Consider the following 24075-nt stretch of genomic DNA (forward strand, 5'->3'; position numbering starts at 1 on the left):
CCCTGTCGGCGGTGCCCGTCCCGCGCCCCCTTCCGGCCCCTCCGGCACACTGGCGCGCATGCGGATCGAGATGGCGAGCGAGCCCGGCAGCCCCCGGGTCCCCAATGAGGACTACGCCTCGGTAGCCCTACCTGCGGCGGGAAGGGGCGGGGCGCTGGTGGTACTGGACGGCGTGACCCCGCCCCCCGAGGACACCGGGTGCGCGCACGACGTGCCGTGGTACGTGGCCCGGCTGGGCGGGGCACTGCTCGAACTGTCCGGTTCACGGCGGGATATGACGCTCAGGGAGTGCCTGGCCTCCGCCATCGGCCGGACCGCCTCCTGCCACGGCCCGGGGTGTGACCTTTCTCACTCCCGCACTCCGCAGGCGACGGTGGTGCTGGCCCGCTGGGACGACTCGGCCGTCGAGCATCTGGTGCTCTCCGACTCGGCGCTGCTGGTGGAGGGCGCGGACGGGTCGGTGACACCCGTTCTCGACCCCCGGCTGGACGGACTGCGGCCCGCCGCACGGGCGCTGCCCCCGGCCGAGCGGGCCGCGTACCTGGAGTCCCTGCGCAACGCCGAGGGCGGCTTCTTCACCGCGGCGGCCGATCCGTCGGTGGCCGGGCGCGCGGTGGTGGGCTCGGCGCCCCGCGAACGGGTGCGCGCGCTGGCCGCGTTGAGCGACGGCGTGACGCGCTGGACGGACACCTTCCGCCTGGGCGACTGGACCGCGCTGATGGCGGTGCTCCGCAAGGAGGGGCCCCGGTCGCTGATCGGACGGGTGCGCACCGCCGAGTCGGCCGACCGCGCCGGCACGGCCTTCCCGCGCGGCAAGGCGCACGACGACGCCACGGCCGTGCTGGTGGAGCTCTAGCCGGCCTCCGGGTGCCCGGGCGTCCCGGCCCCACCGGCCGGGACGCCCGGAAGCCGCTTCGCGGGCGCCCGCTTCCGTCCCCTCCGCTCAGGCCGCGACCGGCAGGTCCGCCTCGGCGGGGGCCAGAGCCAGCTCCAGCACCCGGCGGACGTCCGAGACCGGGTGGACCTCCAGCTTGCGCAGCACCTCCTCGGGCACGTCGTCCAGGTCCGGCTCGTTCCGCTTGGGGATGACCACCGTGGTGATCCCGGCTCGGTGGGCGGCCAGCAGCTTCTGCTTCACCCCGCCGACCGGCAGGACGCGGCCGGTCAGCGACACCTCACCGGTCATCGCCACCTCCGGGCGGACCCGGCGGCCCGACAGCAGCGAGGCCAGCGCGGTCGTCATGGTGACGCCCGCGCTCGGCCCGTCCTTGGGCACCGCGCCCGCCGGGACGTGGAGGTGGACGCCGCGGTCCTTCAGATCGCCCACCGGCAGTTCCAGTTCCGCGCCCCGCGAGCGCAGGTAGGACAGGGCGATGTGCGCGGACTCCTTCATCACCTCGCCCAGCTGCCCGGTCAGCGTCAGGCCGGAGCCGCCCGTCTCCGGATCGGCCAGCGACGCCTCGACGTAGAGGACGTCCCCTCCCGCGCCGGTGACGGCCAGCCCGGTGGCCACTCCGGGGACGGCGGTGCGCCGCCCGGCCGGGTCCTGGGCGGACTCCGGGGTGTGGTGCGGGCGGCCGATCAGGGCGCGCAGGTCGTCCGCGCCGACCGTGAACGGCAGCTCGCGCTCCCCCAGTTCGTGCTGGGCCGCGACCTTGCGCAGCAGCCGCGCCACGGACCGCTCCAGGTCGCGCACCCCCGCCTCGCGGGTGTACTCGCCCGCGAGCCTGCGCAGCGCGTCCTCCTCCAGCACCACCTCGCCGTCCTCCAGCCCGGCGCGCTCGCGCTGGCGGGGCACCAGGTGGTCGCGGGCGATGACGACCTTCTCGTCCTCGGTGTAACCGTCCAGCCGCACCAGCTCCATGCGGTCCAGCAGGGGCTGGGGGATGGACTCCAGGACGTTGGCGGTGGCCAGGAACACCACGTCGGACAGGTCGAGTTCGACCTCCAGGTAGTGGTCGCGGAAGGTGTGGTTCTGCGCGGGGTCCAGCACCTCCAGCAGGGCGGCGGCCGGGTCGCCGCGGAAGTCGCTGCCGACCTTGTCGATCTCGTCGAGCAGTACGACCGGGTTCATCGAGCCGGCCTCCTTGACGGCCCGCACGATCCGGCCCGGCATCGCGCCGACGTAGGTGCGGCGGTGGCCGCGGATCTCGGCCTCGTCGCGCACCCCGCCGAGCGCGACGCGGACGAACTTCCGCCCCATCGCCCGGGCCACGGATTCGCCCAGGGAGGTCTTGCCGACGCCGGGCGGCCCGACCAGGGCCAGCACCGCGCCGCCCCGGCGTCCCCCCACCACGCCCATGCCCCGCTCGGCCCGGCGCTTGCGGACGGCCAGGTACTCGGTGATGCGCTCCTTGACGTCCTCCAGGCCGGCGTGGTCGGCGTCCAGAACGGCGCGGGCGCCGGCGATGTCGTAGGCGTCCTCGGTCCGCTCGTTCCACGGCATCTCCAGGACGGTGTCCAGCCAGGTGCGGATCCAGCCGCTCTCGGGGCTCTGCTCGGGGGCGCGCTCCAGGCGGTCGGCCTCCTTCAGGGCGGCCTCGCGGACCTCGGGCGGCAGGCCGGCGGCCTCCACCCGGGCGCGGTAGTCGTCGCCCTCGCCCTCCGCCTGTCCGCTCAGCTCGGCCAGCTCCTTGCGGACGGCCTCCAGCTGGCGGCGGAGCAGGAACTCGCGCTGCTGTCTGTCCACGCCCTCCTGGACGTCCTTGGCGATGGCCTCGGCGACGTCCTGCTCGGCGAGGTGGTCGCGCAGCCAGGTGACGGCCAGCCTCAGCCGCTCCACCGGGTCGGTGGTCTCCAGCAGCCTGACCCGCTGCCCGGAGCCCAGGAAGGGGCTGTAGCCGGAGTTGTCGGCGAGCTGCCCGGGGTCGTCGATCTGCTGGACGCGGTCCACGACCTGCCAGGCTCCGCGCCTGCGCAGCCAGCTGGTGGCCAGCGCCTTGTACTCCCTGACGAGTTCGGCGACGGCGCCGGGCAGCGGATCGGGGACGCTCTCCTCGATCTCGGTGCCCTCCACCCACAGGGCGGCGCCCGGCCCGGTGGTGCCCGCGCCGATCCGCACCCGGCTCACACCCCGGATCAGGGCGCCGGGGTCGCCGTCGGCCAGCCGGCCGACCTGCTCGACGCGGCCGAGCACCCCGATGCCCGCGTAGGAGCCGTCGATGCGCGGCACGAGCAGCACCCGCGGCTTCTCCCCCTTGCCGTCCTTGCCGTCCTTGCCGTCCTTGCCGTCGGGACCGCCGGAGCCGGCCGCGCCGTCTCCCGCGGCGGACTGGGCGGCCTCCACCGCGGCCCGCACCTCGGTGTCGGACAGGTCCAGCGGCACCACCATCCCGGGCAGCACCACCTCGTCGTCGAGCGGCAGCACGGGCAGGGTGAGCGTTGCGGGCGACAGAGCCATGATCTCTCCCTCGGCAGACAAGTTGAGTTGAAGCGACTCAATGCCTGTTCAATGCCCGGGAGGCGCGCCGTGTTCCCCGTCACGTGTTCGCTGTGAGCGATCGCCGCGCTCACCGACCCCTCCGCCGCGCTCCGCCCGTCACCGGCAGGATGGTCGGCATGACGGCCGACATGCGGAACCCGCGCCCCCCGTACCCCCCGTACGAGGCGGCGGCCGGCCACGGGGCCGGCGCCCCCCTCGTCCTGGACCGCCGCGACGGCCCCCACGGCGAGGTGGTGCTGCGGCGACACGGTGAGCTGCTCCAGATCATCGCCAACGGCTGCTTCCTGACGGACACCTCCGACGGCCGCTCCGAGCGCCTGCTGGTGCGGGCCGCGCTCGAGGAGCTGGACGCCGGCGGCGGCCGGCCCTCCCCGTCCGTGCTGATCGGCGGGCTGGGCGTCGGCTTCTCGCTGGCCGAAGCGGCGGCCGAGCCGCGCTGGGGGCGGATCACGGTGGTCGAGCGGGAGGAGGCGGTGATCGACTGGCACCGCGACGGCCCGCTCGGCGAGATCTCCCGCGGCGCGCTGGCCGACCCCCGGGTGCGGATCGTCCCCGACGACCTCCTGGCGCACCTGACCGGCGGCGGCCCCGGCGGCGGCGAACCGTACGACGCGCTGTGCCTGGACGTCGACAACGGCCCCGACTGGACGGTCACCGAGGACAACGGCTCGCTCTACACGCCCGCCGGGCTCGCCGCCTGCGCGCGGCGGCTCGCCCCGGGCGGGGTGCTGGCCGTGTGGTCCGCGCAGCCGTCCCGGGCGTTCGGCGAAGCGCTCCGGAATGCCGGGTTCACGCGGGTGCGCACCGAAGAGGTGCCCGTCGCCCGAGGCGTCCCGGACGTGGTCCACCTCGCCACCCGACCGGCGTAGCGCAGCGCACACGCGCCCTTTACGCTCTAGCGAGAAACCGAGCGGTAGGGCGAGACGTATGGACCACAGGAACACCACGCAGTCCCACGGCGGCACCGCCGCCGCGGCGGCCACCCCGGGCGCCCAGCGCCGGATCCTGGTCGTGGAGGACGACCCGACCATCACCGAGGCGGTCGCCGCCCGGCTGCGCGCCGAGGGCTTCCAGGTCCGTACCGCCGGGGACGGCCCGGCGGCGGTGGAGGCGGCCGAGGCGTGGCAGCCCGACCTGCTGGTCCTGGACGTGATGCTGCCGGGCTTCGACGGCCTGGAGGTCTGCCGCCGGGTGCAGGCGCAGCGGCCGGTTCCGGTGCTGATGCTCACCGCCCGGGACGACGAGACCGACATGCTGGTCGGCCTGGGGGTCGGTGCGGACGACTACATGACCAAGCCCTTCTCCATGCGGGAGCTGGTCGCGCGCGCCCACGTCCTGCTGCGCCGCGTGGAGCGGGCCGCGATAGCCGCGTCCTCCCCCCGCTCGGGCACGCTGCGGCTGGGCGAGCTGGAGATCGACAACGCCCAGCGCCGGGTGCGGGTGTCCGGCCGGGACGTCCACCTCACCCCGACCGAGTTCGACCTGCTGGTCTGCCTGGCCAACTCCCCCCGCGCGGTGCTCTCGCGCGAGCAGCTCCTGGCCGAGGTGTGGGACTGGGCGGACGCCTCGGGCACGCGCACGGTCGACAGCCACATCAAGGCGCTGCGCCGGAAGATCGGCGCGGAGCGGATACGCACCGTCCACGGCGTCGGCTACGCGCTGGAGGCCCCCGCCCCGGCCCCCGACTGGGCATGAGCGCGACGGGCGCGGGCCGCCGCCGGCGCTCCCTGTGGAACCGGTTCTGGGAGGGCGTGCGCCCCGTGGACCCGTTCCGCTCCGTGAAGGCCGCGCTGGGCGCGCTGGTGATCGTCACGGTGGCCATCACCACCCTGCTGACCATCGTCGCGGTCCACTCGGCCATCGAGCTGCGGGTGATCGCCCTGCTGGCGGTGATCGCCTCGCTGGTGGTCACCCAGTTCGTGGCGCACGGGCTGGCCGCGCCGCTGGACGAGATGACGGACGCCGCCCGCTGGATGGCGCGCGGCGACTACAGCCGGCGGGTCCGCGTCGACCGCCGCGACGAGCTGGGCGAGCTGGCCGGGACCTTCAACAGCATGGCCGCCGACCTGGAAGCCGCCGACCGGCACCGCAAGGAGCTGGTGGCCAACGTCTCGCACGAGCTGCGCACCCCGATCGCGGCGCTGCGCGCGGTGCTGGAGAACGTGGTGGACGGGGTCTCCGAGGCCGATCCGGCGACGATGGACATCGCGCTGCGGCAGACCGAGCGCCTGGGCCGCCTGGTGGAGCACCTGCTGGACCTGTCCAGGCTCGACAACGGCGTGGTGCCGCTGCACTCGCGCCGCTTCGAGGTGTGGCCCTACCTGGCGGGCGTGCTCAAGGAGGCCAACATGACCAAGGGTCAGGGGCACTCCCGCACCGACGTCCACCTCCATCTGGAGGTGACCCCCTCGGACATGGTCGCGTACGCCGACACCGAACGGCTGCACCAGGTGGTCGCCAACCTGATCGACAACGCCGTCAAGCACAGTCCGCCCCACGGCCGGGTGACGGTGCGGGCACGCCCGGGCCGGGCGCCGCTGAGTCTGGAGCTGGAGGTGCTGGACGAGGGCCCGGGCATCCCGGAGGCGGACCGCGCCAGGGTCTTCGAGCGCTTCGGCCGCTCCGCCCCGGCCGAGGGCGGAGACGGCGGCACGGGGCTGGGGCTGGCCATCGCGCGCTGGGCGGTGGATCTGCACGGCGGGCGGATCGGGGTGGCCGAGTCCCCGCGCGGCTGCCGGATCCTCGTCACCCTTCCCGGCGATACGTCCGGACTGGAGTTGACGTAGGCTCGAAGCAGCCGCGAGGTGAGGGAGCGAGGCATGGGGCCACTCCCTGGGCCGCTCCTTCCCTGAAGCAGTCGAACCATGTTCATTTCCCGCCACAGAAAGCGCCGAAACGCGCCTGTGGATGTGACTTAGACGACGCAAACACCATGCCGACTGCACCGAACGGCGCAGGGAGCGTAGCCTTTATTTCTGCTGTCCACCCACACAGGTAAGCGGAAGAGGGCGGTTGCCGCCGTGTCGCCACAGGCCCCCAAGACTTCGAGTTCTCCCAGGACCGAACAGGACGGGCAGGGCAAGAGTCCTGCCGCCGGTTTCGGTGCCAACGAGTGGCTCGTCGACGAGATCTACCAGCAGTACCTCCAGGACCCCAACTCAGTGGACCGGGCCTGGTGGGACTTCTTCGCCGACTACAAGCCGGGACAGGCCGCCGGAGGTGCCGCGGCCCCCAGCGCGTCGAAGCCCGCGGGTGAGCCCCCGGCGTCACAGGCCTCTCAGCCGCGGCAGACGGCGCCCGCCGCGAAGGCCCCCGCGGCCGAGCCCTCCAAGGCCGAGCCCGCGAGGAGCGAGCCGGCCGCCAAGCCCGCCGCCAAGGCCGCTCCTCCCAAGAGCGAGCCCGCCAAGCCCGCGGCCAAGGCCGAGACCGCCGAGGGCGGGGACGGCCAGGCGGCCGGACCGGAGTACGTGCCGCTGCGCGGCCCGTCCGCCGCGGTCGCCCGGAACATGAACGCCTCGCTGGAGCTGCCCACCGCCACGTCGGTGCGCGCGATCCCGGTGAAGCTGCTCATCGACAACCGCATCGTCATCAACAACCACCTCAAGCGCGCCCGCGGCGGCAAGGTGTCCTTCACGCACCTCATCGGCTACGCCATGGTGCAGGCGCTCAAGGCGATGCCGTCGATGAACCACTCGTACACCGAGAAGGACGGCAAGCCGACGCTGGTCAAGCCCGACCACGTCAACCTCGGCCTGGCCATCGACCTGGTCAAGCCCAACGGCGACCGCCAGCTCGTGGTGGCCGCCATCAAGAAGGCCGAGACGCTGACCTTCTTCGAGTTCTGGCAGGCCTACGAGGACATCGTGCGCCGCGCCCGGAACAACAAGCTGACGATGGAGGACTTCTCCGGCGTCACCGCGTCGCTGACCAACCCCGGCGGCATCGGCACCGTCCACTCGGTGCCGCGCCTGATGCCCGGCCAGGGCCTGATCATCGGTGTCGGCGCGATGGAGTACCCGGCGGAGTTCCAGGGCACCTCGCAGGACACCCTGAACAAGCTGGGCGTCTCCAAGGTCATGACGCTGACCAGCACCTACGACCACCGTGTGATCCAGGGCGCCGCCTCCGGCGAGTTCCTGCGGATCATGCACCAGCTGCTGCTCGGCGAGAACGACTTCTACGACGAGATCTTCAAGGCGCTGCGCATCCCCTACGAGCCGGTGCGCTGGCTGCGCGACATCGACGTCTCCCACGACGACGACGTCACCAAGGCCGCCCGCGTCTTCGACCTGATCCACTCCTACCGGGTCCGCGGCCACGTCATGGCCGACACCGACCCGCTGGAGTACAAGCAGCGCAAGCACCCCGACCTGGACATCACCGAGCACGGGCTCACCCTGTGGGACCTGGAGCGGGAGTTCGCGGTCGGCGGCTTCGCCGGCAAGTCCCTGATGAAGCTGCGCGACATCCTGGGCGTGCTGCGCGACTCGTACTGCCGCACCACCGGCATCGAGTACATGCACATCCAGGACCCCAAGCAGCGCAAGTGGATCCAGGACCGCGTCGAGCGCCCGCACTCCTCCCTGGAGCGCGACGAGCAGCTGCGCATCCTGCGCAGGCTGAACGCCGCCGAGGCGTTCGAGGTCTTCCTGCAGACCAAGTACGTGGGCCAGAAGCGCTTCTCGCTGGAGGGCGGCGAGTCCGTCATCCCGATGCTGGACGCCGTGCTCGACGCCGCCGCCGAGGCGCGTCTGGACGAGGTCGTCATCGGCATGGCCCACCGCGGCCGCCTCAACGTGCTGGCCAACATCGTGGGCAAGTCCTACGCCCAGATCTTCCGCGAGTTCGAGGGCAACCTCGACCCGAAGTCGATGCACGGCTCCGGCGACGTGAAGTACCACCTGGGCGCCGAGGGCACCTTCACCGGCCTGGACGGCGAGGAGATCAAGGTCTCCCTCACCGCCAACCCCTCCCACCTGGAGGCGGTGGACCCGGTCGTGGAGGGCGTGGCCCGCGCCAAGCAGGACATCATCGGCAAGGGCGGCACGGACTTCACCGTCCTGCCCGTCCAGCTGCACGGCGACGCGGCCTTCGCCGGCCAGGGCGTGGTGGCCGAGACGCTGAACATGTCGCAGCTGCGCGGCTACCGCACCGGCGGCACCGTGCACGTGGTCATCAACAACCAGGTCGGCTTCACCGCCCCGCCGGAGTCGGCGCGCTCCTCGATGTACGCCACGGACGTGGCGCGGATGATCGAGGCGCCGGTCTTCCACGTCAACGGCGACGACCCGGAGGCCTGCGTGCGCGTGGCGCGGCTGGCCTTCGAGTTCCGCCAGGCGTTCAACAAGGACGTGGTGATCGACCTCATCTGCTACCGCCGCCGCGGTCACAACGAGGCCGACAACCCGCACTTCACCCAGCCGCTGATGTACAACCTGATCGACAAGAAGCGCTCGGTGCGCAAGCTCTACACCGAGTCGCTGATCGGCCGGGGCGACATCACGCTGGAGGAGGCCGAGCAGGCTCTCCAGGACTTCCAGGGGCAGCTGGAGAAGGTCTTCACCGAGGTCCGCGACGCCACCAGCCAGCCGGCCCCGGCGGAGGTTCCGGCCCCGCAGGCGGAGTTCCCGGTCTCGGTGGACACCGGCGTCAGCGCGGAGGTCCTCAAGCGGATCGCCGAGTCCCAGGTCAACATCCCCGAGCGGATCACCGTCCACCCCAGGCTGCTGCCGCAGCTCCAGCGCCGCGCGGCGATGGTGGAGGAGGACAGGATCGACTGGGCGATGGGCGAGACGCTCGCCGTCGGCTCGCTGCTGATGGAGGGCACCCCCGTCCGGCTGGCCGGCCAGGACTCCCGCCGCGGCACCTTCGGCCAGCGCCACGCGGTGCTGGTGGACCGGGAGACCGGCGAGGACTACACCCCGCTGCTGTACCTGTCCGAGGACCAGGCCCGCTTCAACGTCTACGACTCGCTGCTGAGCGAGTACGCGGCGATGGGCTTCGAGTACGGCTACTCCCTGGCCCGCCCCGAGGCGCTGGTGATGTGGGAGGCGCAGTTCGGCGACTTCGTCAACGGCGCGCAGACGGTCGTGGACGAGTTCATCTCCTCGGCCGAGCAGAAGTGGGGCCAGACCTCCGGCGTCACGCTGCTGCTGCCGCACGGCTACGAGGGCCAGGGCCCGGACCACTCCTCGGCCCGGATCGAGCGCTTCCTCCAGCTGTGCGCGCAGAACAGCATGACGGTCGCGATGCCGACCCTGCCGTCGAACTACTTCCACCTGCTGCGCTGGCAGGTGCACAACCCGCACCACAAGCCGCTGGTCGTCTTCACCCCGAAGTCGATGCTCCGGCTCAAGGCGGCGACCTCGAAGGCGGCGGAGTTCACCTCCGGCGGCTTCCGCCCGGTCATCGGCGACGCCTCGGTGGACCCGGCCCAGGTGCGCAAGGTCGTCTTCTGCTCCGGCAAGGTCTACTACGACCTCGCCGCCGAGCGGAGCAAGCGGGGCGTGACCGACACCGCGATCATCCGGCTGGAGCGGCTGTACCCGCTGCCCAGCAAGGAGATCCAGGCCGAGATGGCCCGCTACTCCGGCGCCTCGACGATCGTGTGGGCGCAGGAGGAGCCGGCGAACCAGGGCGCGTGGCCGTTCATCGCCCTCAACCTGGTGGACCACCTCGACCTGTTCATCGGCTCGGGGAAGGCCCCGAACGCGGACCGGCTGCGCCGGGTCTCGCGTCCGTCGTCCTCCTCCCCGGCGGTGGGCTCCGCCAAGCGCCACCAGGCCGAGCAGCAGCAGCTGGTCAACGAGGTCTTCGACCTCTGAGCCGGCGAGGCCGGCCAGACCGGCGAAAGGGCCGGGGGCGGCCCGCCGCCGCCCGCAGGCCCCGTGGGGCCCGTACCGTCACCTCGACGGTACGGGCCCCACGCCCGTGGTACCCACGCACCCCATCAGGCCCCGACAGGAGACGGCCATGTACTTCACCGACCGCGGTATCGAGGAGCTGGCGCAGCGGCGCGGCGAGGAGGAGGTCACCTTCGAGTGGCTCTCCGAGCAGCTGCGGACCTTCGTCGACCTCAACCCGGACTTCGAGGTGCCCGTGGAGCGGCTGGCGACCTGGCTGGCGCGCCTGGACGACGAGGACGAGTGACGGCGGGCGGCCCGCGCGCCGGCCGTGCGGCCGTGCGCTTCCCTTGACTTCCCGCGACCGCGATATATCGTGTCTTCACAGGGACGCGATATGTCGTCGTACGCCGATGCAGGGGAGGCCGCCGTGCCAGGCCGGTCCGAGTGGTCCGTGGACGCGCCGTGCGCGCTCGTCTTCGAGGAGGACGTTCACACCCTGCGGGTGCGCGTGGTGGGCGGCGCGGTGAACGTCGTCGGCACCGACGCCCCGCCCGCCAGACTGGAGGTCGGGGCCGTCACCGGGCCCCCGCCGACCGTCCGGCTGGAGGACGGCACGCTCACGGTCGCCTACGACGACCTGCCCTGGAAGGGCTTCCTCACCCTCCTCGACCGCGAGACATGGCCGCACAGCGCCGACGTCTCGCTCGCCGTGCCCGCCGGCGTCCGGGTCGAGGTCGGCGTGGTCGGGGCCGACGCGGTGGTCACCGGCATCGAGGGGCGCACCGAGGTGCGCGGGGTCACCGGCGGCATCACGCTGGTGGGCCTGCGCGGCGACGTACGGGCCGACACCGTCTCCGGCGACGTGCAGGCGCAGGGCGTGACGGGGGGCCTGCGCTTCAACTCCGTCTCCGGCGACCTGACGGTCATCGACGGCGGCGGCTCGCCGGTGCGGGCCGACTCCGTCAGCGGCGACATGGCGGTCGACCTGGCCCCGGCACGGGAGCGGCGGCGCACCGACGTCCGGCTGAGTTCCGTGTCGGGCGGGATAGCCCTGCGGCTGCCGGAGCCGGCCGACGCCGCCGTGGAGGCGGGCACCGCCGCGGGCGCCGTCTCCTGCGCCTTCGAGGAGCTGCGGATCTCGGGGCAGTGGGGCGCCAGGCGTGTCACCGGCACCCTCGGCACGGGCGACGGACTGCTGCGGGCCACCACCGTCTCCGGCTCGATCGCCCTGCTGCGCCGTCCGGAGCCGGAAGCCGCCGAGGAGGCCGGCGCCCCCTTCGCGACCGGCGGCACACCCTCGCCGGCCGAGCCCTCCCCCCGTAAGGACGTGTGACATGCCCCCCGTCTTCGCCCACGGCCGACTGCGCCTGTACCTGCTGAAGCTGCTCGACGAGGCGCCGCGCCACGGCTACGAGGTGATCCGGTTGCTGGAGGAGCGCTTCCAGGGGCTGTACGCGCCCTCGGCAGGCACCGTCTACCCGCGGCTGGCCAAGCTGGAGGCCGAGGGGCTGGTCAGCCACACCACCGAGGGCGGCCGCAAGGTCTACTCGCTCACCGACGCCGGCCGCGCCGAACTCGCCGACAGGCAGGGCGAGCTGACCGAGCTGGAGCTGGAGCTCCACCGGTCGCTGGCGGCGCTGGCCGCCGACATCCGCGAGGACGTCAGCGGCGCGGCCGGCGACCTGCGCCGCGAGCTGCGCGAGGCGGCCGAGCGGACCCGCGGCGCCGGGCGGACCCCGGGCGCCGAAGGAGGCGAAGACTCCGGGGGCGGCGGTACGTCCGCGCCCGGCTGGGAGAAGGCGTGGGAGAGCATCCGGGAGGGCTCCTGGGGCGACGAGGACGCGCTGCGGGCCGCGCGCGAGGAGATGCGCCGGGCCGGTGAGCAGTGGAAGGAGCAGGCCCGCCGCGCCCGCCAGGAGGCCCAGCAGGCCCGGCTCCAGGCGCGCAGGGCCCGGCAGGCGCGGGACGCCGCCCGCCGGGAGGCCGAGCGGATCGCCCGCCAGGTCCAGGAGCAGGTCCAGTCGCACGCCCAGCAGGGCGACTGGCAGGGCGCGGTGCGCGCGGGCATGTCGGAACTGGGCAGGCACCTGGGCGGGCTGGGAGGCCTGAGCGGTCTGGGTGACCTGGGCGGCGCAGGCGGCCGGGCCACGCCCCGGCCGAAGCGGCCGAAGCGGGCGGAGCCGGACGAACGGGCGGGCGCGGCGCGGGCGGCGGCCCCGGAGTGGGCCGAGGAGCCCGCCACGCCGTCCGGCGACCCCCGGCGCGATCTGGAGCGGCTGCTGGACCGGTTCCGCGACGACGTGCGGGACGCGGCCCGCGACCACGGCGTGGACGAGGAGCGGCTGCGCGAGGCCCGCCGCCATCTGTCGACGGCGGCGGCCCACATCGTCTCCCTGCTGCGCTCGCCCGGTCCGGGCGGCCCCGGCGGCACGGACGGCGCCGGCGGCCCCGGAGCCTGAGAAGCACGGTGGCCCGCCTCCCCGGGAGCGGTGGCGGGCCACCGGACCGCCAGACCGTCAGACCGTCAGACCGTTAGGACGATCTTGCCGAAGAGGTCGCCCGCCGCCATCTTCTCGAAGCCCTCACGGGCCCGGTCCAGCGGCAGCGTGGAGTCGATCACCGGGCGCACGCCCTTGGCCGCGCAGAAGTTCAGCAGCCCGGCCAACTCCTCCTTGGAGCCCATCGTGGAGCCGACGACCTTCAGCTCCAGGAAGAAGATCCGGTTCAGCTCGGTGGCCGGCGGGTTCGGGCCGCTGGTGGCGCCCGAGATGACCAGTCTGCCGCCGGGCTTGAGGGACTTCACCGAGTGGGACCAGGTGGCGGCCCCGACCGTCTCGATCACCGCGTCCATCCGGTGCGGCAGCCGCGCACCGCTCTCGAACGCCGCCTCAGCGCCCAGCTCCTCGGCCCGCCTGCGCTTGGCCTCGTCCCGGCTGGTGGCGAAGACCCGCAGGCCCGCCGCCGCGCCCAGCACGATGGCGGCCGTGGCGACGCCGCCGCCCGCGCCCTGTACCAGGACGGAGTCCCCGGGGCGCACCTCGGCGTTGGTGAAGAGCATCCGGTAGGCGGTCAGCCACGCCGTCGGCAGGCAGGCGGCCTCCTCGAAGGAGAGCTCCTTCGGCTTGGGCAGGACGTTCCACTGCGGTACGGCGACCCGTTCGGCGAAGGTGCCCTGGTACTTCTCGGTCAGGATCGAGGGCCGCTCCCGCGGCCCGACCCCGTGCCCGGTCGCGCCGATGACGGAGTAGAGCACGACCTCGTTGCCGTCGGCGTCCACCCCGGCCGCGTCGCAGCCGAGGATCATCGGCAGCGACTCCTCGCCGAGGCCGACGCCGCGCAGGGACCACAGGTCGTGGTGGTTGAGGGAGGCCGCCTTGACGTCGATGGTCGTCCAGCCGAGCGGAACGTCCGGCTCCGGACGCTCGCCCAGCTCCAGTCCGGTCAGCGGCTTGTCTCGGTCGATGCGCGCGGCATAGGCAGCAAACATGATCCAAACCCTAGGCCGAGCCGGGCCACCGCGGAACAGGACAGCCGTGTGACACTCGCCGCCGGCCCGCACGGACAGTCGGCCCGCACGGACGGCCGGGCGGCGCCGCCGGCCCGGACGGCGCCGGAAAGGCGGGAGGGCGGTGCGGGCCCCGGTCCGGGGTCCGCACCGCCCTCGCGACGGCGTCCGCCTCTCAGAGGACCTTCGACAGGAACGCCTTGGTCCGCTCGTGCTGCGGATCGGTCAGCACATCGCGCGGGTGGCCCGACTCCACGACCACGCCGTCGTCCATGAAGACCAGCGAGTCGCCGACCTCCCGGGCGAAGCCCATCTCGTGGGTGACGACGACCATCGTCATGCCGTCCTCGGCCAGCCCCCGCATGACGTCCAGCACCTCGCCGACCAGCTCCGGGTCGAGCGCCGAGGTGGGCTCGTCGAAGAGCATCAGCTTGGGCTCCATCGCCAGCGCGCGGGCGATGGCCACACGCTGCTGCTGGCCGCCGGAGAGCTGGGAGGGGTAGTTGTCCGTCCGGTTGCCGAGTCCGACCCTCTCCAGCAGCTTCAGGGCCCGCTCCCGGGCCGCCGCCTTCGACTCGCCCTTGACCTGGACGGGCGCCTCCATGACGTTCTCCACCGCGGTCATGTGCGGGAAGAGGTTGAAGCGCTGGAAGACCATGCCGATGTCACGGCGCTGGGCCGCGACCTCGCGCTCCTTGAGCTCGTAGAGCTTGTCGCCCTTCTGCCGGTAGCCGACCAGGTGGCCGTCGACCGACAGCCGCCCGGCGCTGATCTTCTCCAGGTGGTTGATGCAGCGCAGGAAGGTGGACTTGCCGGAGCCGGACGGACCGACCAGGCAGAACACCTCGCCCGCGGCGACCTCCAGGTCGATGCCCTTGAGGATGTGTGCGTGGCCGAAGGACTTGTGGACGCCCTCCGCCTTCACCATCGGGACAGCTGGGGTGGTCATACCGTCTTCCCTCCCACCCGGCTCGGCGTGCGGAACGAGGTGAGGCTCCCGCGCACCCGCTGCCACGGCGTGGGCGGCAGGTTGCGGGACGAGCCGCGCTGGAAGTAGCGCTCCAGGTAGAACTGGCCGACGCTGAAGATCGTGGTGAGGATCAGGTACCAGATGGTCGCCACCAGCAGCAGCTCCATCACCTCGAGGTTGCGCGAGGAGATCCTGGTGGCGGAGAACAGCAGCTCGCTGTACTGGATGGCGTAGGCCAGCGACGAGGTCTTGAGCATGTTGATGAACTCGTTGCCCGTCGGCGGGATGATGACCCGCATGGCCTGCGGCAGCACGATGCGGCGCATGGTGCGCGAGCCGGTCATGCCGAGCGCGTGGGCCGCCTCGGTCTGTCCCTCGTCCACCGACTGGATGCCCGCGCGGCTGATCTCGGCCATGTAGGCGGCCTCGTTCAGGCCCAGGCCCAGCAGCGCGGCGAGGAACGGCGTCATCACGTCGTTCATCTCGTCGCGGTAGAAGCCCAGGTCCAGGACCGGGAAGATCAGCGCCAGGTTGTACCAGATCAGCAGCTGCACCAGGACCGGGGTGCCGCGGAAGACCCAGATGTAGCCCCAGGCGACGGACGACATCACCGGGTTCTTCGACAGCCGCATCACCGCGAGGACGGTGCCGAGCACCACGCCCATGAACATGGCGAGCAGGGTGATCCACAGGGTGTTGACCGCACCGGTGAGGATCGTCTCGTGGTTGAGGTAGCGCCCCACCGTCGGCCAGGTGATGTCGGCGCCCACGAAGGCCGCCACCACCAGGCCGAACAGGACGAGCACGATCGCGGCGCTTATCCAGCGGCCGTAGTGGCGCACCGGGATGGCCTTGACGGCCTCGGGCGGTACCGGGGAGTTCTTGGTCACCGGCACCGCACCGCCCGCCCCGGCTCCACCGCCCTCGGTGTTGGAGGCCGGCACCGGCGCGGGTGGTGCCTTGTCTTCAGGTTCGGACACGGAGAGTTACCTTTGCTGTGGAACTACGGAGGTTCGCTGTGGCTCACTTGCCGCCGTTGACGGTGGCCTCCTCGACTCCGGCGTCGGTGACCTCCCACTTCTCCAGGACCTTCTGGTACTCGCCGTTCTCGATGATGGCGTCCAGGGCCGCCTTGATGGCGTCGCGCAGCTCGGTGTTCTCCTTGCTGACGGCGATGCCGTAGGGGGCGGCGTCGATCTGGTCGCCGACGACCTCGAAGTCCTCGCCGCCGCCGGAGGTCTTGGCGTTGTACGCGGCGACCGGGTAGTCGTTGATGTCGGCGACCGCGCGGCCCTGCTTGACCTGGAGGAGGGCCTCGGTGTCCTTGTCGAAGGCGAGGATCTTGATCGGCTTGTCGCACTTCTCGCTCTGCGCCTCGGCGAGCTCCTCGTTCGCCGTGCCGCGCTGGAGCGCGACGGTCTCGCCGCAGAGGTCCTCCAGGGACTCGATGCCCTCCGGGTTGCCCTTCTTGACCAGGATCGAGGAGCCGGCCCGGAAGTAGTCGACGAAGTCGACGCCCTCTCCGACCTTCTTGCCCTTGTCGTCCAGGCCCTCCTGGCGCTGCTTGGTGTCGGTCATCGCCGACATGATGATGTCGTGGCGGCCGGAGTTCAGACCGGTGATCAGCCCGTCGAAGGTGCCGTTGCCGAACTCGAACTCGACGCCGAGCTGCTTGCTCAGGGCCTCGCCCAGGTCGGGGTCGATACCGGCGATCTCGTCGTTCTCGTCGTAGAACTCGACCGGCGCGTAGGCGATGTCCGAGCCGACCTTGATGACGCCGGCGGACTGGATGTCCTTGGGAAGCTTGTCGAACAGCGGGGCCTCGGAGCTCTTGGCCTCGCCGCCGCCTCCCTCGCCGCCCTTGTCGGTCTGGTCCCCGCACGCGGTCAGCAGCAGGGAGCCGGTGATCGCGACGGCCGCGGCGGCGGCCAGGCGCCGGCGCGCGGACGGCCCGCGGGAGCCTTCCACCGAGGGCAGGGGGCGGTTGGTGCGTACGGTCATGAGGAGTCCTCCTGCGGGGTGATGTGGAGTGTCCGGTGGCCGGCCGGGCACGCCCGGGCGCGCGGCGACACTGCGTGATGGGGGCATCTTGCCATCCGGACACCAGAGGTCAGGATGCCAACCATGTCAAAATCGGATAACGGGCGTCCGGGAACGATCGGCGCCTGACCAGACGTATGCCACCACCCGCCCGCCCGTCTCCGCTCGAACGAGCGGGAGTGCGCACAGAGGGAGAGAGCTTCGTCACTCCCCTCCCGCGGTGTCGATCGGTCTTCCACCCTCCCTACAGGCCCTTTGCCCAGGATGGCCCATATCCGGCGCGGTTCGCGGGCAGCCGGTGAGACGGAAGACATTCGTGCGCGGTGGTGCTCATCCGGTAGAAAGAGCAGTTACACCCCTCACCCGGGGACCAGGGCGTGAGTGCGACGCGCCCGGCGTTCGTCACCCCCTCGACGGCGACCCCATCCGCCGGAGAGGCCGCGGACGTGGTGCCCGCCCGCGCCTCGACCAGGCAGCGGCCACCCTCGATCAGGAATTTCAGCAAAGGGGTCAAACAGTGGCAGCGGAGATCGTCAATTCCCAGGGCGAGCTGGACGGTGGCGTCGAGTCGGCCATCGACCCGGCGTTCGCCCTGCACCGCGGCGGCAAGATGGCGGTCCGGGCGACCGTGCCGGTGCGGGACGCGGACGACCTTTCCCTGGCATACACGCCGGGTGTGGCCAAGGTGTGCAGCGCCATCGCCGAGCAGCCGGAACTGGTCCACGACTACACCTGGAAGTCCCAGGTCGTCGCGGTCGTCACGGACGGCACCGCGGTGCTGGGCCTGGGCGACATCGGCCCGCGGGCGTCGCTGCCGGTGATGGAGGGCAAGGCGATCCTCTTCAAGCAGTTCGGCGGCGTGGACGCGGTCCCGATCGCCCTGGACTGCACCGACGTGGACGAGATCGTGGAGACCGTCGTCCGGCTCGCGCCCTCCTTCGGGGGCGTCAACCTGGAGGACATCTCCGCTCCGCGCTGCTTCGAGATCGAGCGCAGGCTCCAGGAGCGCCTGGACATCCCGGTCTTCCACGACGACCAGCACGGCACGGCGGTCGTCACCCTCGCCGCGCTGCGCAACGCCGCCCGGCTGCGCGGCGTCGCGCTCGGCGAGCTGCGGGCGGTCATCTCCGGGGCCGGCGCGGCCGGGGTGGCCATCGCCAGGATCCTGGTGGAGGCCGGCATCGGCGACGTGGCGGTCTGCGACCGCAAGGGCATCGTCTCGGCCGACCGCGCCGACCTCACCGACGTCAAGCGGGAGCTGGCCGGTTTCACCAACAAGGCCGGGCTGAGCGGGTCGCTGGAGTCCGCGATGGACGGCGCGGACGTCTTCATCGGCGTGTCCGGCGGCACGGTGCCCGAGGGGGCCGTCGCGAGGATGGCGAAGGACGCCTTCGTCTTCGCCATGGCCAACCCCACTCCGGAGATCCACCCGGACATCGCCCGCAAGTACGCCTCGGTCGTCGCCACCGGCCGCAGCGACTACCCGAACCAGATCAACAACGTCCTGGCCTTCCCCGGCATCTTCGCCGGCGCCCTCCAGGTGCGGGCCTCCGAGATCACCGAGGGCATGAAGCTGGCCGCCGCCGAGGCGCTGGCCGCGGTGGTCGCCGACGAGCTGAGCGCCGACCGCGTGATCCCCTCCCCCTTCGACGAGCGGGTCGCCCCGGCTGTGACCTCCGCCGTCGCCGCCGCCGCCCGTGCGGAGGGCGTGGCGCGGCGCTGAGCACCGGCTGAGCGGCCGCTGTGCGACACGGCCGCGCGGGGGGTGGTACGGGACCGGTTCCGTACCACCCCCCGCGGCCTTTCCGCCCGCGAGCCGCCGGCCCCCGGGGCCGGTGGCTCGCCGGCCCCGGTCACTTCAGGCCGAGCACCATCGCGTCGGCCGGCGACGCCCACACCGTGCGCGCCTCGGCGAAGCCCGCCGCGCGCAGCGCCTCCACATGCCAGGCCGCGGACTGCGTCTCGCCGTCGGCGTGGTCCCCCGCCACCGGGTCACCGAAGATCCGGAAGCGCTCGGCGGCCGGCTCCGCCAGCACCGGGTCGGCGGCCGCCGCCGCCCACCAGTCCGCCCAGTCCTGGGTGCCCGTGGCCTTCTCCCGCTCGCGCCGCACCCGGTGGAAGGCGTTCACGGCCTCGTTGATCCGGGGGGTGGCGGGGTCGGGCATGTGGTCGGCGTTGATCAGGATCCCGCCGTCCCGCAGGACGCCCGCGAGCCGCCCGTACAGCGCCCGCAGCTCGTCGGTGCGCAGCCAGTGCAGCGCGGTGGAGGTGAGCACGGCGTCGTACGACCGGTGCGGCAGGGCGTCCGTCCACCGCTCGTCGCGCAGGTCCGCGGTGACGAACGCGGCGCGGGGCTCGTCGGCGAAGTGGCCGCGCGCGATCGTCAGCAGGGCCGGGTCCAGATCGACCCCGGTGCTGGTGGCCCCGGGGAACCGGCGCAGCAGCCGGCCGGTGATGCTGCCCGTGCCACAGGCCAGGTCCAGCACCCTGGGCCCGGTCCCCACCAGCGCCTCGACGGCGTCGAGCATCGCCGCGAAACGCTCCTCCCGGTCGGGCAGGTACCACTCCTGCTGCCGGTCCCAGCTCTCCTGCCAGTGCCTCCACCGCTCGGTTCCGGCCGTACCCGCCGAAGCGCCCGCCCCCGGCCCGGTCTCCGTGTCCGCCTGCGTCACGACAACCTCCCGCACCCTGGATACGTAATAGCCTGTAGTGAGGGACGACCCTTACCCGCCCCTCTCCACGACCATAGAGCGCGCCCGTAAGGACCACAAGTGGAACTGAACTATTACTCGGACTTCGCCGTGCGGCTGGTCAACACCGAGCAGCCGCGGCGCGGCGAGGACACGCTCACCTCCGTGGAAGCCGTACGCGCCCTCTTCGGCCCGGGCCAGAGCGCCGCACGGCGCGCCACGGAGGCCGACGTGACCCGGCTGCGGGGGGTGCGCACCCGGCTGCGCGCGGTCTTCACGGCCGCCTCCGAGGGGGACGAGACCAGGGCCGTGGACCTGCTCAACGCCCTGCTGATGGAGTTCCCGGCCAGCCCGCAGATCTCCGGCCACGAACACCTCGACGACGCCGGCCGCCCCCGCTGGCACATGCACCTGGCCGACCACCCCGCCAACGCCACCGCCGGATACGCGGCCGTCGCCTGCATGGGCCTGGCCTTCCACCTCACCGACCTGGGCGTGGACCGGCTGGGCGTCTGCCAGGCCGACCCCTGCCGCAACGCCTACCTGGACACCTCGACCAACCGCTCCCGGCGCTACTGCTCCGACCGATGCGCCACCCGCGCCAACGTCGCCGCCTACCGGGCCCGCAAACGCCTGGAGAGCAGCGGCCGCAGCGCCGAGAAGACCCAGCCCAGCAACGCGCCCGGGGTTCGCTGAACCTGTCGAAGGGGCCGCAGCCGCACCCACGCCCGCGCCACCACCAGCTCGTCGGGCACCACCCCGAACTCGCGGCTGTCGTTGAGCACCGACGGGTTGTCACCCTGCACCCACCAGCCGCCGTCCCGCCGCCCCACGGCCCGCTTGACGATCAGCAGGTCGTGCTGGAAGGGGTGCCGCACCACGACCACGTGCCCGGGCCGCACCGCTCCCCCGTAGCGCACCACCAGCAGGTCGCCGGGGCGCAGCGTCGGCTCCATCGACGGGTTGTAGACCTCGGCCAGCCCTATCCGCAGCAGCCCGCGGCCCTCCTGCTCCTCCGCCCGCTCCGGCATCCGCCGCACCTCCGGTCCCGTCCTCGCCCCTGCGCCCTCCTTGTGTACCCTCCTGGTCCCCGCGTCCCTCGGACTTTTGTCCCAGGCGAGTGGGGGCACACGCGAAAAGGCGCTCCTCACGGAGTAATCTCGCACGTGAGAAGACGATCACGAGGAAGGACAGCTCTATGCTCTCCCGCCTGTTCGCCCCGAAGGTGAAGGTCAGCGCCCACTGCGACCTTCCCTGCGGCGTCTACGACCCGGCCCAGGCCCGCATCGAGGCCGAGTCGGTCAAGGCCATCCAGGAGAAGTACCAGGCGAACGACGACCCGCACTACCGGGCTCGTGCGACGTACATCAAGGAGAACCGGGCCGAGCTCGCCAAGCACCACATCTCGGTGCTGTGGAGCGACTACTTCAAGGCCCCGCACTTCGAGAAGTACCCGCAGCTCCACCAGCTGGTGAACGACGCCCTCAAGGCCGCCTCGGCCGCCAAGGGCTCCACCGACCCGGCCACGGGCCAGAAGCTGCTGGACCTCATCGCCGAGATCGACAAGATCTTCTGGGAGACCAAGAAGGCCTGACCAGGGATCCGGGGCCCGGCCCCGGCCCATCCAGGACCCACCGGTCCTTCCTTCCGCGCCCGGCCCGCGGGTTCCCCACCCGGAACCCGCGGGCCGGGCGCGGCCCTTTCCGGCCGGCCTCCACCGCCGGCCGCCGTGGCGGCCGACGGACGGGGCCGGCGCGGGCTCAGGAGGCCGTGCGGTGGTGGACCAGTGCCAGGTGCGGGTCCGCCTGGCCCGGGGCGGGTGCCGGGTCGGCGTGCACCAGGGCCGCGGTCAGTTTCGGAACCGCGTGCAGCAGCGCGTGCTCGGCCTCCACCGCGATCCGGTGCGCCCGGCGCACGCTGAGGTCTCCGTCGACGACGACGGCGACCTCGGCGCGCAGCCGGTGACCGATCCAGCGCATCCTCAACTCGCCCACCCCGCGCACACCTTCGACGCCCAGCAGGGCCTCCTCCGCGGTGTCGACCAGGCCGGGGTCGACGGCGTCCATGACCCGGTGGAACACCTCCCGGCAGGCGTCGCGCAGCACCAGCAGGATCGCCGCGGTGATCGCCAGGCCCACGACCGGATCGGCCAGTCGCCAGCCCAGCGCGGCACCGCCGGCACTGAGCAGGACCGCCAGCGAGGTGAAGCCGTCGGTGCGGGCGTGCAGGCCGTCGGCGACCAGGGCGGCCGAGCCGATCCGCCGGCCGACCCGGATGCGGTAGCGGGCCACCCACTCGTTGCCGACGAAGCCGGTGACCGCGGCGGCGGCCACGGCCGGGATGTGCTCCATGTCCCGGGGGTCGGTCAGCCGGCCGATCGCGGTCCACGCGGCCAGTGCGGCGGAGGCGGCGATGGCGGCCACGATGACGACGCCGGCCAGGTCCTCGGCCCGGCCGTAGCCGTAGGTGAAGCGGCGGGTAGCCGCCCGGCGCCCGAGCAGGAAGGCGATCCCCAGCGGCACAGCGGTCAGCGCGTCGGCGAGGTTGTGCACGGTGTCGCCGAGCAGGGCCACCGACCCGGACATCGCCACCACGACCAGCTGGGCCAGGGCGGTGGCACCCAGTACGGCCAGGGAGACCCACAGCGCGCGCAGGCCGCGGGCCGAGGACTCCAGCACACGGTCGGTCCTGTCGGCCGACCCGTGCGCGTGCGGGGTGAACAGGTGCGCCGCCCGGCGGCGTGTCCGGGACCACCGGCCGCCCGGCCCGTGGCGGTGCCCGCCCTGCTCCTGTCCACGTTCGTGCCCGCGTTCGTGTCGGTGGGCGGGTCCGTGGGTGTGCTCGCTCCCCTCCATGCGGCCTACCGTGGCACGGGAAACCCATTGCGGCTACAGCCGACATACACGCTGTGACCAGGTGCGACACGCTCGCAGATGCGCTCGATGAGCCCCTGCGGACAAGGGGCGCTGTCACAGGCGACCGGCAGGGTCGCGGCCATGACCGACACCTCCTCGGCGATCGCCGGCTACTGGGACGCGGCCGCACCCTCCTTCGACGACGAACCCGACCACGGGCTGCGCGCCGAGCGCACCCGCGGGGCCTGGGCCCACCGGCTCCGGGAGTGGGCGCCACCCGCCCCGGCCGAGGTCCTGGACGCGGGCTCTCGCCCGGCCCCGCAAGACTGTCGGCGAACTCGTGCGGAGGCCGACCATCCCGTTCCGAAGGGGTGCGAGTCGGTACTCGCACCCCTTCGGGAGTCCGGGGAACCGCTCACTTCCCCTCACCGTCCTGGCACCGCGCCACCGTTCAACCGGCCGCCTCCCGGACGCCGCCGGGCCGGCGGCACGACGGCGCCGTGGGGCCGCCGGCCCGGCCGGTCGTCGCGGCTCAGACGAGCTGGCCGGTCCGGCGGGCGAGCTGGGCGCGCCCGAACAGCAGGGCGTAGCCGGGCGGCAGACGGTCGATGATCCGGTCGAGCAGGTCCTCGTCGGCGAGTTCGGCGACCACGCTCAGCACCGAGCTGACGTCCCAGCGCGCCGTCGCCGGGGTCGCGCCCTCGATGCGGGCCGCGACGCTGTCGACGAACTGCGCGCCGCTGAGCGGCTTGACCACCTTGAGCTGGTCGGTCAGCACGCGCATGCCCTCCTGCGGGAGGCGGACGGCCAGCTCCGTGCGCTCGGCACCGGTGAGATGGCCTCCGAGCGCCGAGAGCACGATCCGGGAGACGCGCTCCGCCTCCTTGGCCGTCGGGTACTGCCCCCGCTCGCGTACCTGCGCCACGAAATCGCTCCACCGCATGATCCATCTCCCCTTCCGCACTGACTGGTACCGGTGAGGTGGTCGGCACGGGCCGTCGCCCGCTGCCCCGCCAAGAGCGCGGGGCAGTCGGCGGTGCGGCACTGAGTGCAATGCCCTCTGCCCATCTGTATAGCTCAGGTCAAGAAAACTTGACAACAGTCGGCTCAGAGGTACGCAGCCACCTCGTATCAGCCCTGGTCCGGGGAGGCGCGACAACGGGCTTCCGTCGACCGAGGCGTACACCCATGTGCCCGGGAAAAACGCTTTCATACGGCACGGGTCACGGCGTTCGCGAAGGCATACGCACCACCTGCGGCGACGGCGCACGGGGGCGCGCCCGCCCGACACCTCCTCTCCTTCCGTCTCACACGGCGCTGACCTCGGCTTCCCCTCGCCTCGCGGGACTCCGCCCTTCATCTCGGGGTGCATTGGGGAAGGAAAAGTCCGATGCGTCGTATGACGGATTTCACACTCGCCCCGGAGGCGCGGCGGAATCCCACCCCTCCGCGTCGGGCGCGCTCCTCCGAAGAGCGGGCCGCTCTTCCGCGCGCTTTCGGAAAATCCCGGTCCTCCGTCTTCCGGCGGCATCTGCCGTCACGAACGCAATCCGCCGTCGGCGCGCGGCGGCCTCGGCGACGGCCGTGTCCCCGGCGGCGCCCGTACGGGCGTCCCACCGTGCCCGGCCGACCGGTGACACGGGGTGCCACAACGGCGCGACAATGGCGGGGTGAGCAGCGCACCGCCTCCTCCGCCCGGCCCCGGCCCCGTCCCCCCGGGGCCTCCCG

Annotated in this window: 20 protein-coding genes; 11 read left to right on the forward strand and 9 right to left on the reverse strand. The window is 72.7% G+C overall.

Annotation, left to right across the window (positions count from 1 at the left end):
• Positions 1–58 precede the first annotated feature (58 nt).
• The gene (locus L7D48_RS08735; protein ID WP_237878397.1) at positions 59–856 is read left to right on the forward strand and encodes a protein phosphatase 2C domain-containing protein; all 798 of its coding nucleotides are present in this window, start codon (positions 59–61) and stop codon (positions 854–856) included.
• 87 nt (positions 857–943) lie between these two features.
• On the opposite strand, the gene lon is transcribed toward L7D48_RS08735, so the two are convergent.
• The gene (lon, locus tag L7D48_RS08740; protein ID WP_237878398.1) at positions 944–3400 is read right to left on the reverse strand and encodes an endopeptidase La; all 2457 of its coding nucleotides are present in this window, start codon (positions 3398–3400) and stop codon (positions 944–946) included.
• Between the two features lie 170 nt (positions 3401–3570).
• On the opposite strand from lon, the gene L7D48_RS08745 reads away from it, so the two are divergent.
• From L7D48_RS08745 to L7D48_RS08775, 7 genes are all read left to right on the forward strand, one after another.
• Positions 3571–4311, forward strand: a complete 741-nt coding sequence (locus tag L7D48_RS08745; protein ID WP_237878411.1) for a spermidine synthase — start codon at positions 3571–3573, stop codon at positions 4309–4311.
• Positions 4312–4369: 58 nt separating this feature from the next.
• Positions 4370–5137 (forward strand): response regulator transcription factor, encoded by a 768-nt coding sequence (locus L7D48_RS08750; RefSeq protein WP_237878399.1) that lies wholly within the window; start codon positions 4370–4372, stop codon positions 5135–5137.
• Positions 5134–6228 carry an ATP-binding protein gene (locus tag L7D48_RS08755; protein WP_237878400.1) on the forward strand — a complete coding sequence of 365 codons (1095 nt, stop codon included), beginning with the start codon at positions 5134–5136 and terminating at the stop codon, positions 6226–6228. Before L7D48_RS08750 ends, L7D48_RS08755 begins: the two co-directional genes overlap by 4 nt.
• 234 nt (positions 6229–6462) lie before the next feature.
• On the forward strand, positions 6463–10266 hold the full coding sequence (locus tag L7D48_RS08760; protein ID WP_237878401.1) for a multifunctional oxoglutarate decarboxylase/oxoglutarate dehydrogenase thiamine pyrophosphate-binding subunit/dihydrolipoyllysine-residue succinyltransferase subunit: 3804 nt from the start codon (positions 6463–6465) through the stop codon (positions 10264–10266).
• A gap of 148 nt (positions 10267–10414) precedes the next feature.
• On the forward strand, positions 10415–10591 hold the full coding sequence (locus tag L7D48_RS08765; protein WP_093847737.1) for a DUF6104 family protein: 177 nt from the start codon (positions 10415–10417) through the stop codon (positions 10589–10591).
• A gap of 90 nt (positions 10592–10681) precedes the next feature.
• Positions 10682–11620 carry a DUF4097 domain-containing protein gene (locus L7D48_RS08770; RefSeq protein ID WP_374491731.1) on the forward strand — a complete coding sequence of 313 codons (939 nt, stop codon included), beginning with the start codon at positions 10682–10684 and terminating at the stop codon, positions 11618–11620.
• Between the two features lies 1 nt (position 11621).
• A complete protein-coding gene (locus L7D48_RS08775; RefSeq protein WP_237878403.1) occupies positions 11622–12746 on the forward strand; it encodes a PadR family transcriptional regulator in 1125 nt (374 codons plus the stop codon).
• A gap of 65 nt (positions 12747–12811) precedes the next feature.
• Here L7D48_RS08775 and L7D48_RS08780 read toward each other — a convergent pair whose 3' ends face one another.
• The 4 genes from L7D48_RS08780 to L7D48_RS08795 all read right to left on the reverse strand — a co-directional run bounded on the left by L7D48_RS08780 (position 12812) and on the right by L7D48_RS08795 (position 16763).
• Positions 12812–13774, reverse strand: a complete 963-nt coding sequence (locus tag L7D48_RS08780) for a zinc-binding dehydrogenase (RefSeq protein ID WP_206350620.1) — start codon at positions 13772–13774, stop codon at positions 12812–12814.
• Between the two features lie 193 nt (positions 13775–13967).
• Positions 13968–14741: an amino acid ABC transporter ATP-binding protein gene (locus tag L7D48_RS08785; protein WP_277402568.1), complete on the reverse strand. Its 774-nt coding sequence runs from the start codon at positions 14739–14741 to the stop codon at positions 13968–13970.
• Positions 14738–15742 carry an amino acid ABC transporter permease gene (locus L7D48_RS08790; RefSeq protein WP_374491734.1) on the reverse strand — a complete coding sequence of 335 codons (1005 nt, stop codon included), beginning with the start codon at positions 15740–15742 and terminating at the stop codon, positions 14738–14740. Before L7D48_RS08790 ends, L7D48_RS08785 begins: the two co-directional genes overlap by 4 nt.
• 43 nt (positions 15743–15785) lie before the next feature.
• Positions 15786–16763, reverse strand: a complete 978-nt coding sequence (locus L7D48_RS08795; RefSeq protein ID WP_237878404.1) for an ABC transporter substrate-binding protein — start codon at positions 16761–16763, stop codon at positions 15786–15788.
• Between the two features lie 556 nt (positions 16764–17319).
• On the opposite strand from L7D48_RS08795, the gene L7D48_RS08800 reads away from it, so the two are divergent.
• Complete coding sequence (locus L7D48_RS08800; protein WP_237878405.1) at positions 17320–18525, forward strand: NADP-dependent malic enzyme; 1206 nt, start codon at positions 17320–17322, stop codon at positions 18523–18525.
• A 130-nt stretch (positions 18526–18655) separates the two neighbouring features.
• Here the strand turns inward: L7D48_RS08800 and L7D48_RS08805 are convergent, their stop codons facing one another.
• A complete protein-coding gene (locus tag L7D48_RS08805; RefSeq protein WP_237878406.1) occupies positions 18656–19474 on the reverse strand; it encodes a trans-aconitate 2-methyltransferase in 819 nt (272 codons plus the stop codon).
• 99 nt (positions 19475–19573) lie between these two features.
• Between L7D48_RS08805 and L7D48_RS08810 the strand changes: the two genes are divergently transcribed.
• A complete protein-coding gene (locus L7D48_RS08810; protein ID WP_237878407.1) occupies positions 19574–20188 on the forward strand; it encodes an ABATE domain-containing protein in 615 nt (204 codons plus the stop codon).
• Here L7D48_RS08810 and sodX read toward each other — a convergent pair.
• On the reverse strand, positions 20107–20523 hold the full coding sequence (sodX, locus tag L7D48_RS08815) for a nickel-type superoxide dismutase maturation protease (RefSeq protein WP_237878408.1): 417 nt from the start codon (positions 20521–20523) through the stop codon (positions 20107–20109). The genes L7D48_RS08810 and sodX overlap by 82 nt on opposite strands.
• A gap of 167 nt (positions 20524–20690) precedes the next feature.
• Between sodX and sodN the strand changes: the two genes are divergently transcribed.
• Positions 20691–21086 (forward strand): superoxide dismutase, Ni, encoded by a 396-nt coding sequence (gene sodN / locus L7D48_RS08820; protein ID WP_093661405.1) that lies wholly within the window; start codon positions 20691–20693, stop codon positions 21084–21086.
• Between the two features lie 166 nt (positions 21087–21252).
• Here the strand turns inward: sodN and L7D48_RS08825 are convergent, their stop codons facing one another.
• Entirely contained in the window at positions 21253–22347 is a 1095-nt protein-coding gene (locus L7D48_RS08825) for a cation diffusion facilitator family transporter (protein WP_237878409.1), read from the reverse strand.
• A gap of 532 nt (positions 22348–22879) precedes the next feature.
• Positions 22880–23290 carry a DUF2267 domain-containing protein gene (locus tag L7D48_RS08835; protein ID WP_237878410.1) on the reverse strand — a complete coding sequence of 137 codons (411 nt, stop codon included), beginning with the start codon at positions 23288–23290 and terminating at the stop codon, positions 22880–22882.
• Positions 23291–24075: the final 785 nt, after the last annotated feature.

The sequence above is a fragment of the Streptomyces sp. ICN903 genome (genome assembly GCF_022015835.1).
GTDB classification, from domain to species: Bacteria; Actinomycetota; Actinomycetes; order Streptomycetales; family Streptomycetaceae; genus Streptomyces; species Streptomyces fenghuangensis.

Bases quoted from the DNA above. Each gene is read 5' to 3' on its own strand.
- lon (WP_237878398.1), bottom strand. From the start codon at position 3,400: ATGGCTCTGTCGCCCGCAACGCTCACCCTGCCCGTGCTGCCGCTCGAC.
- L7D48_RS08750 (WP_237878399.1), top strand. From the start codon at position 4,370: ATGGACCACAGGAACACCACGCAGTCCCACGGCGGCACCGCCGCCGCG.
- L7D48_RS08755 (WP_237878400.1), top strand. From the start codon at position 5,134: ATGAGCGCGACGGGCGCGGGCCGCCGCCGGCGCTCCCTGTGGAACCGG.
- L7D48_RS08745 (WP_237878411.1), top strand. From the start codon at position 3,571: ATGCGGAACCCGCGCCCCCCGTACCCCCCGTACGAGGCGGCGGCCGGC.
- L7D48_RS08770 (WP_374491731.1), top strand. From the start codon at position 10,682: ATGTCGTCGTACGCCGATGCAGGGGAGGCCGCCGTGCCAGGCCGGTCC.
- L7D48_RS08775 (WP_237878403.1), top strand. From the start codon at position 11,622: ATGCCCCCCGTCTTCGCCCACGGCCGACTGCGCCTGTACCTGCTGAAG.
- L7D48_RS08835 (WP_237878410.1), bottom strand. From the start codon at position 23,290: ATGCGGTGGAGCGATTTCGTGGCGCAGGTACGCGAGCGGGGGCAGTAC.
- L7D48_RS08825 (WP_237878409.1), bottom strand. From the start codon at position 22,347: ATGGAGGGGAGCGAGCACACCCACGGACCCGCCCACCGACACGAACGC.
- sodX (WP_237878408.1), bottom strand. From the start codon at position 20,523: ATGCCGGAGCGGGCGGAGGAGCAGGAGGGCCGCGGGCTGCTGCGGATA.
- L7D48_RS08735 (WP_237878397.1), top strand. From the start codon at position 59: ATGCGGATCGAGATGGCGAGCGAGCCCGGCAGCCCCCGGGTCCCCAAT.
- L7D48_RS08795 (WP_237878404.1), bottom strand. From the start codon at position 16,763: ATGACCGTACGCACCAACCGCCCCCTGCCCTCGGTGGAAGGCTCCCGC.
- L7D48_RS08785 (WP_277402568.1), bottom strand. From the start codon at position 14,741: ATGACCACCCCAGCTGTCCCGATGGTGAAGGCGGAGGGCGTCCACAAG.
- L7D48_RS08780 (WP_206350620.1), bottom strand. From the start codon at position 13,774: ATGTTTGCTGCCTATGCCGCGCGCATCGACCGAGACAAGCCGCTGACC.
- L7D48_RS08765 (WP_093847737.1), top strand. From the start codon at position 10,415: ATGTACTTCACCGACCGCGGTATCGAGGAGCTGGCGCAGCGGCGCGGC.
- sodN (WP_093661405.1), top strand. From the start codon at position 20,691: ATGCTCTCCCGCCTGTTCGCCCCGAAGGTGAAGGTCAGCGCCCACTGC.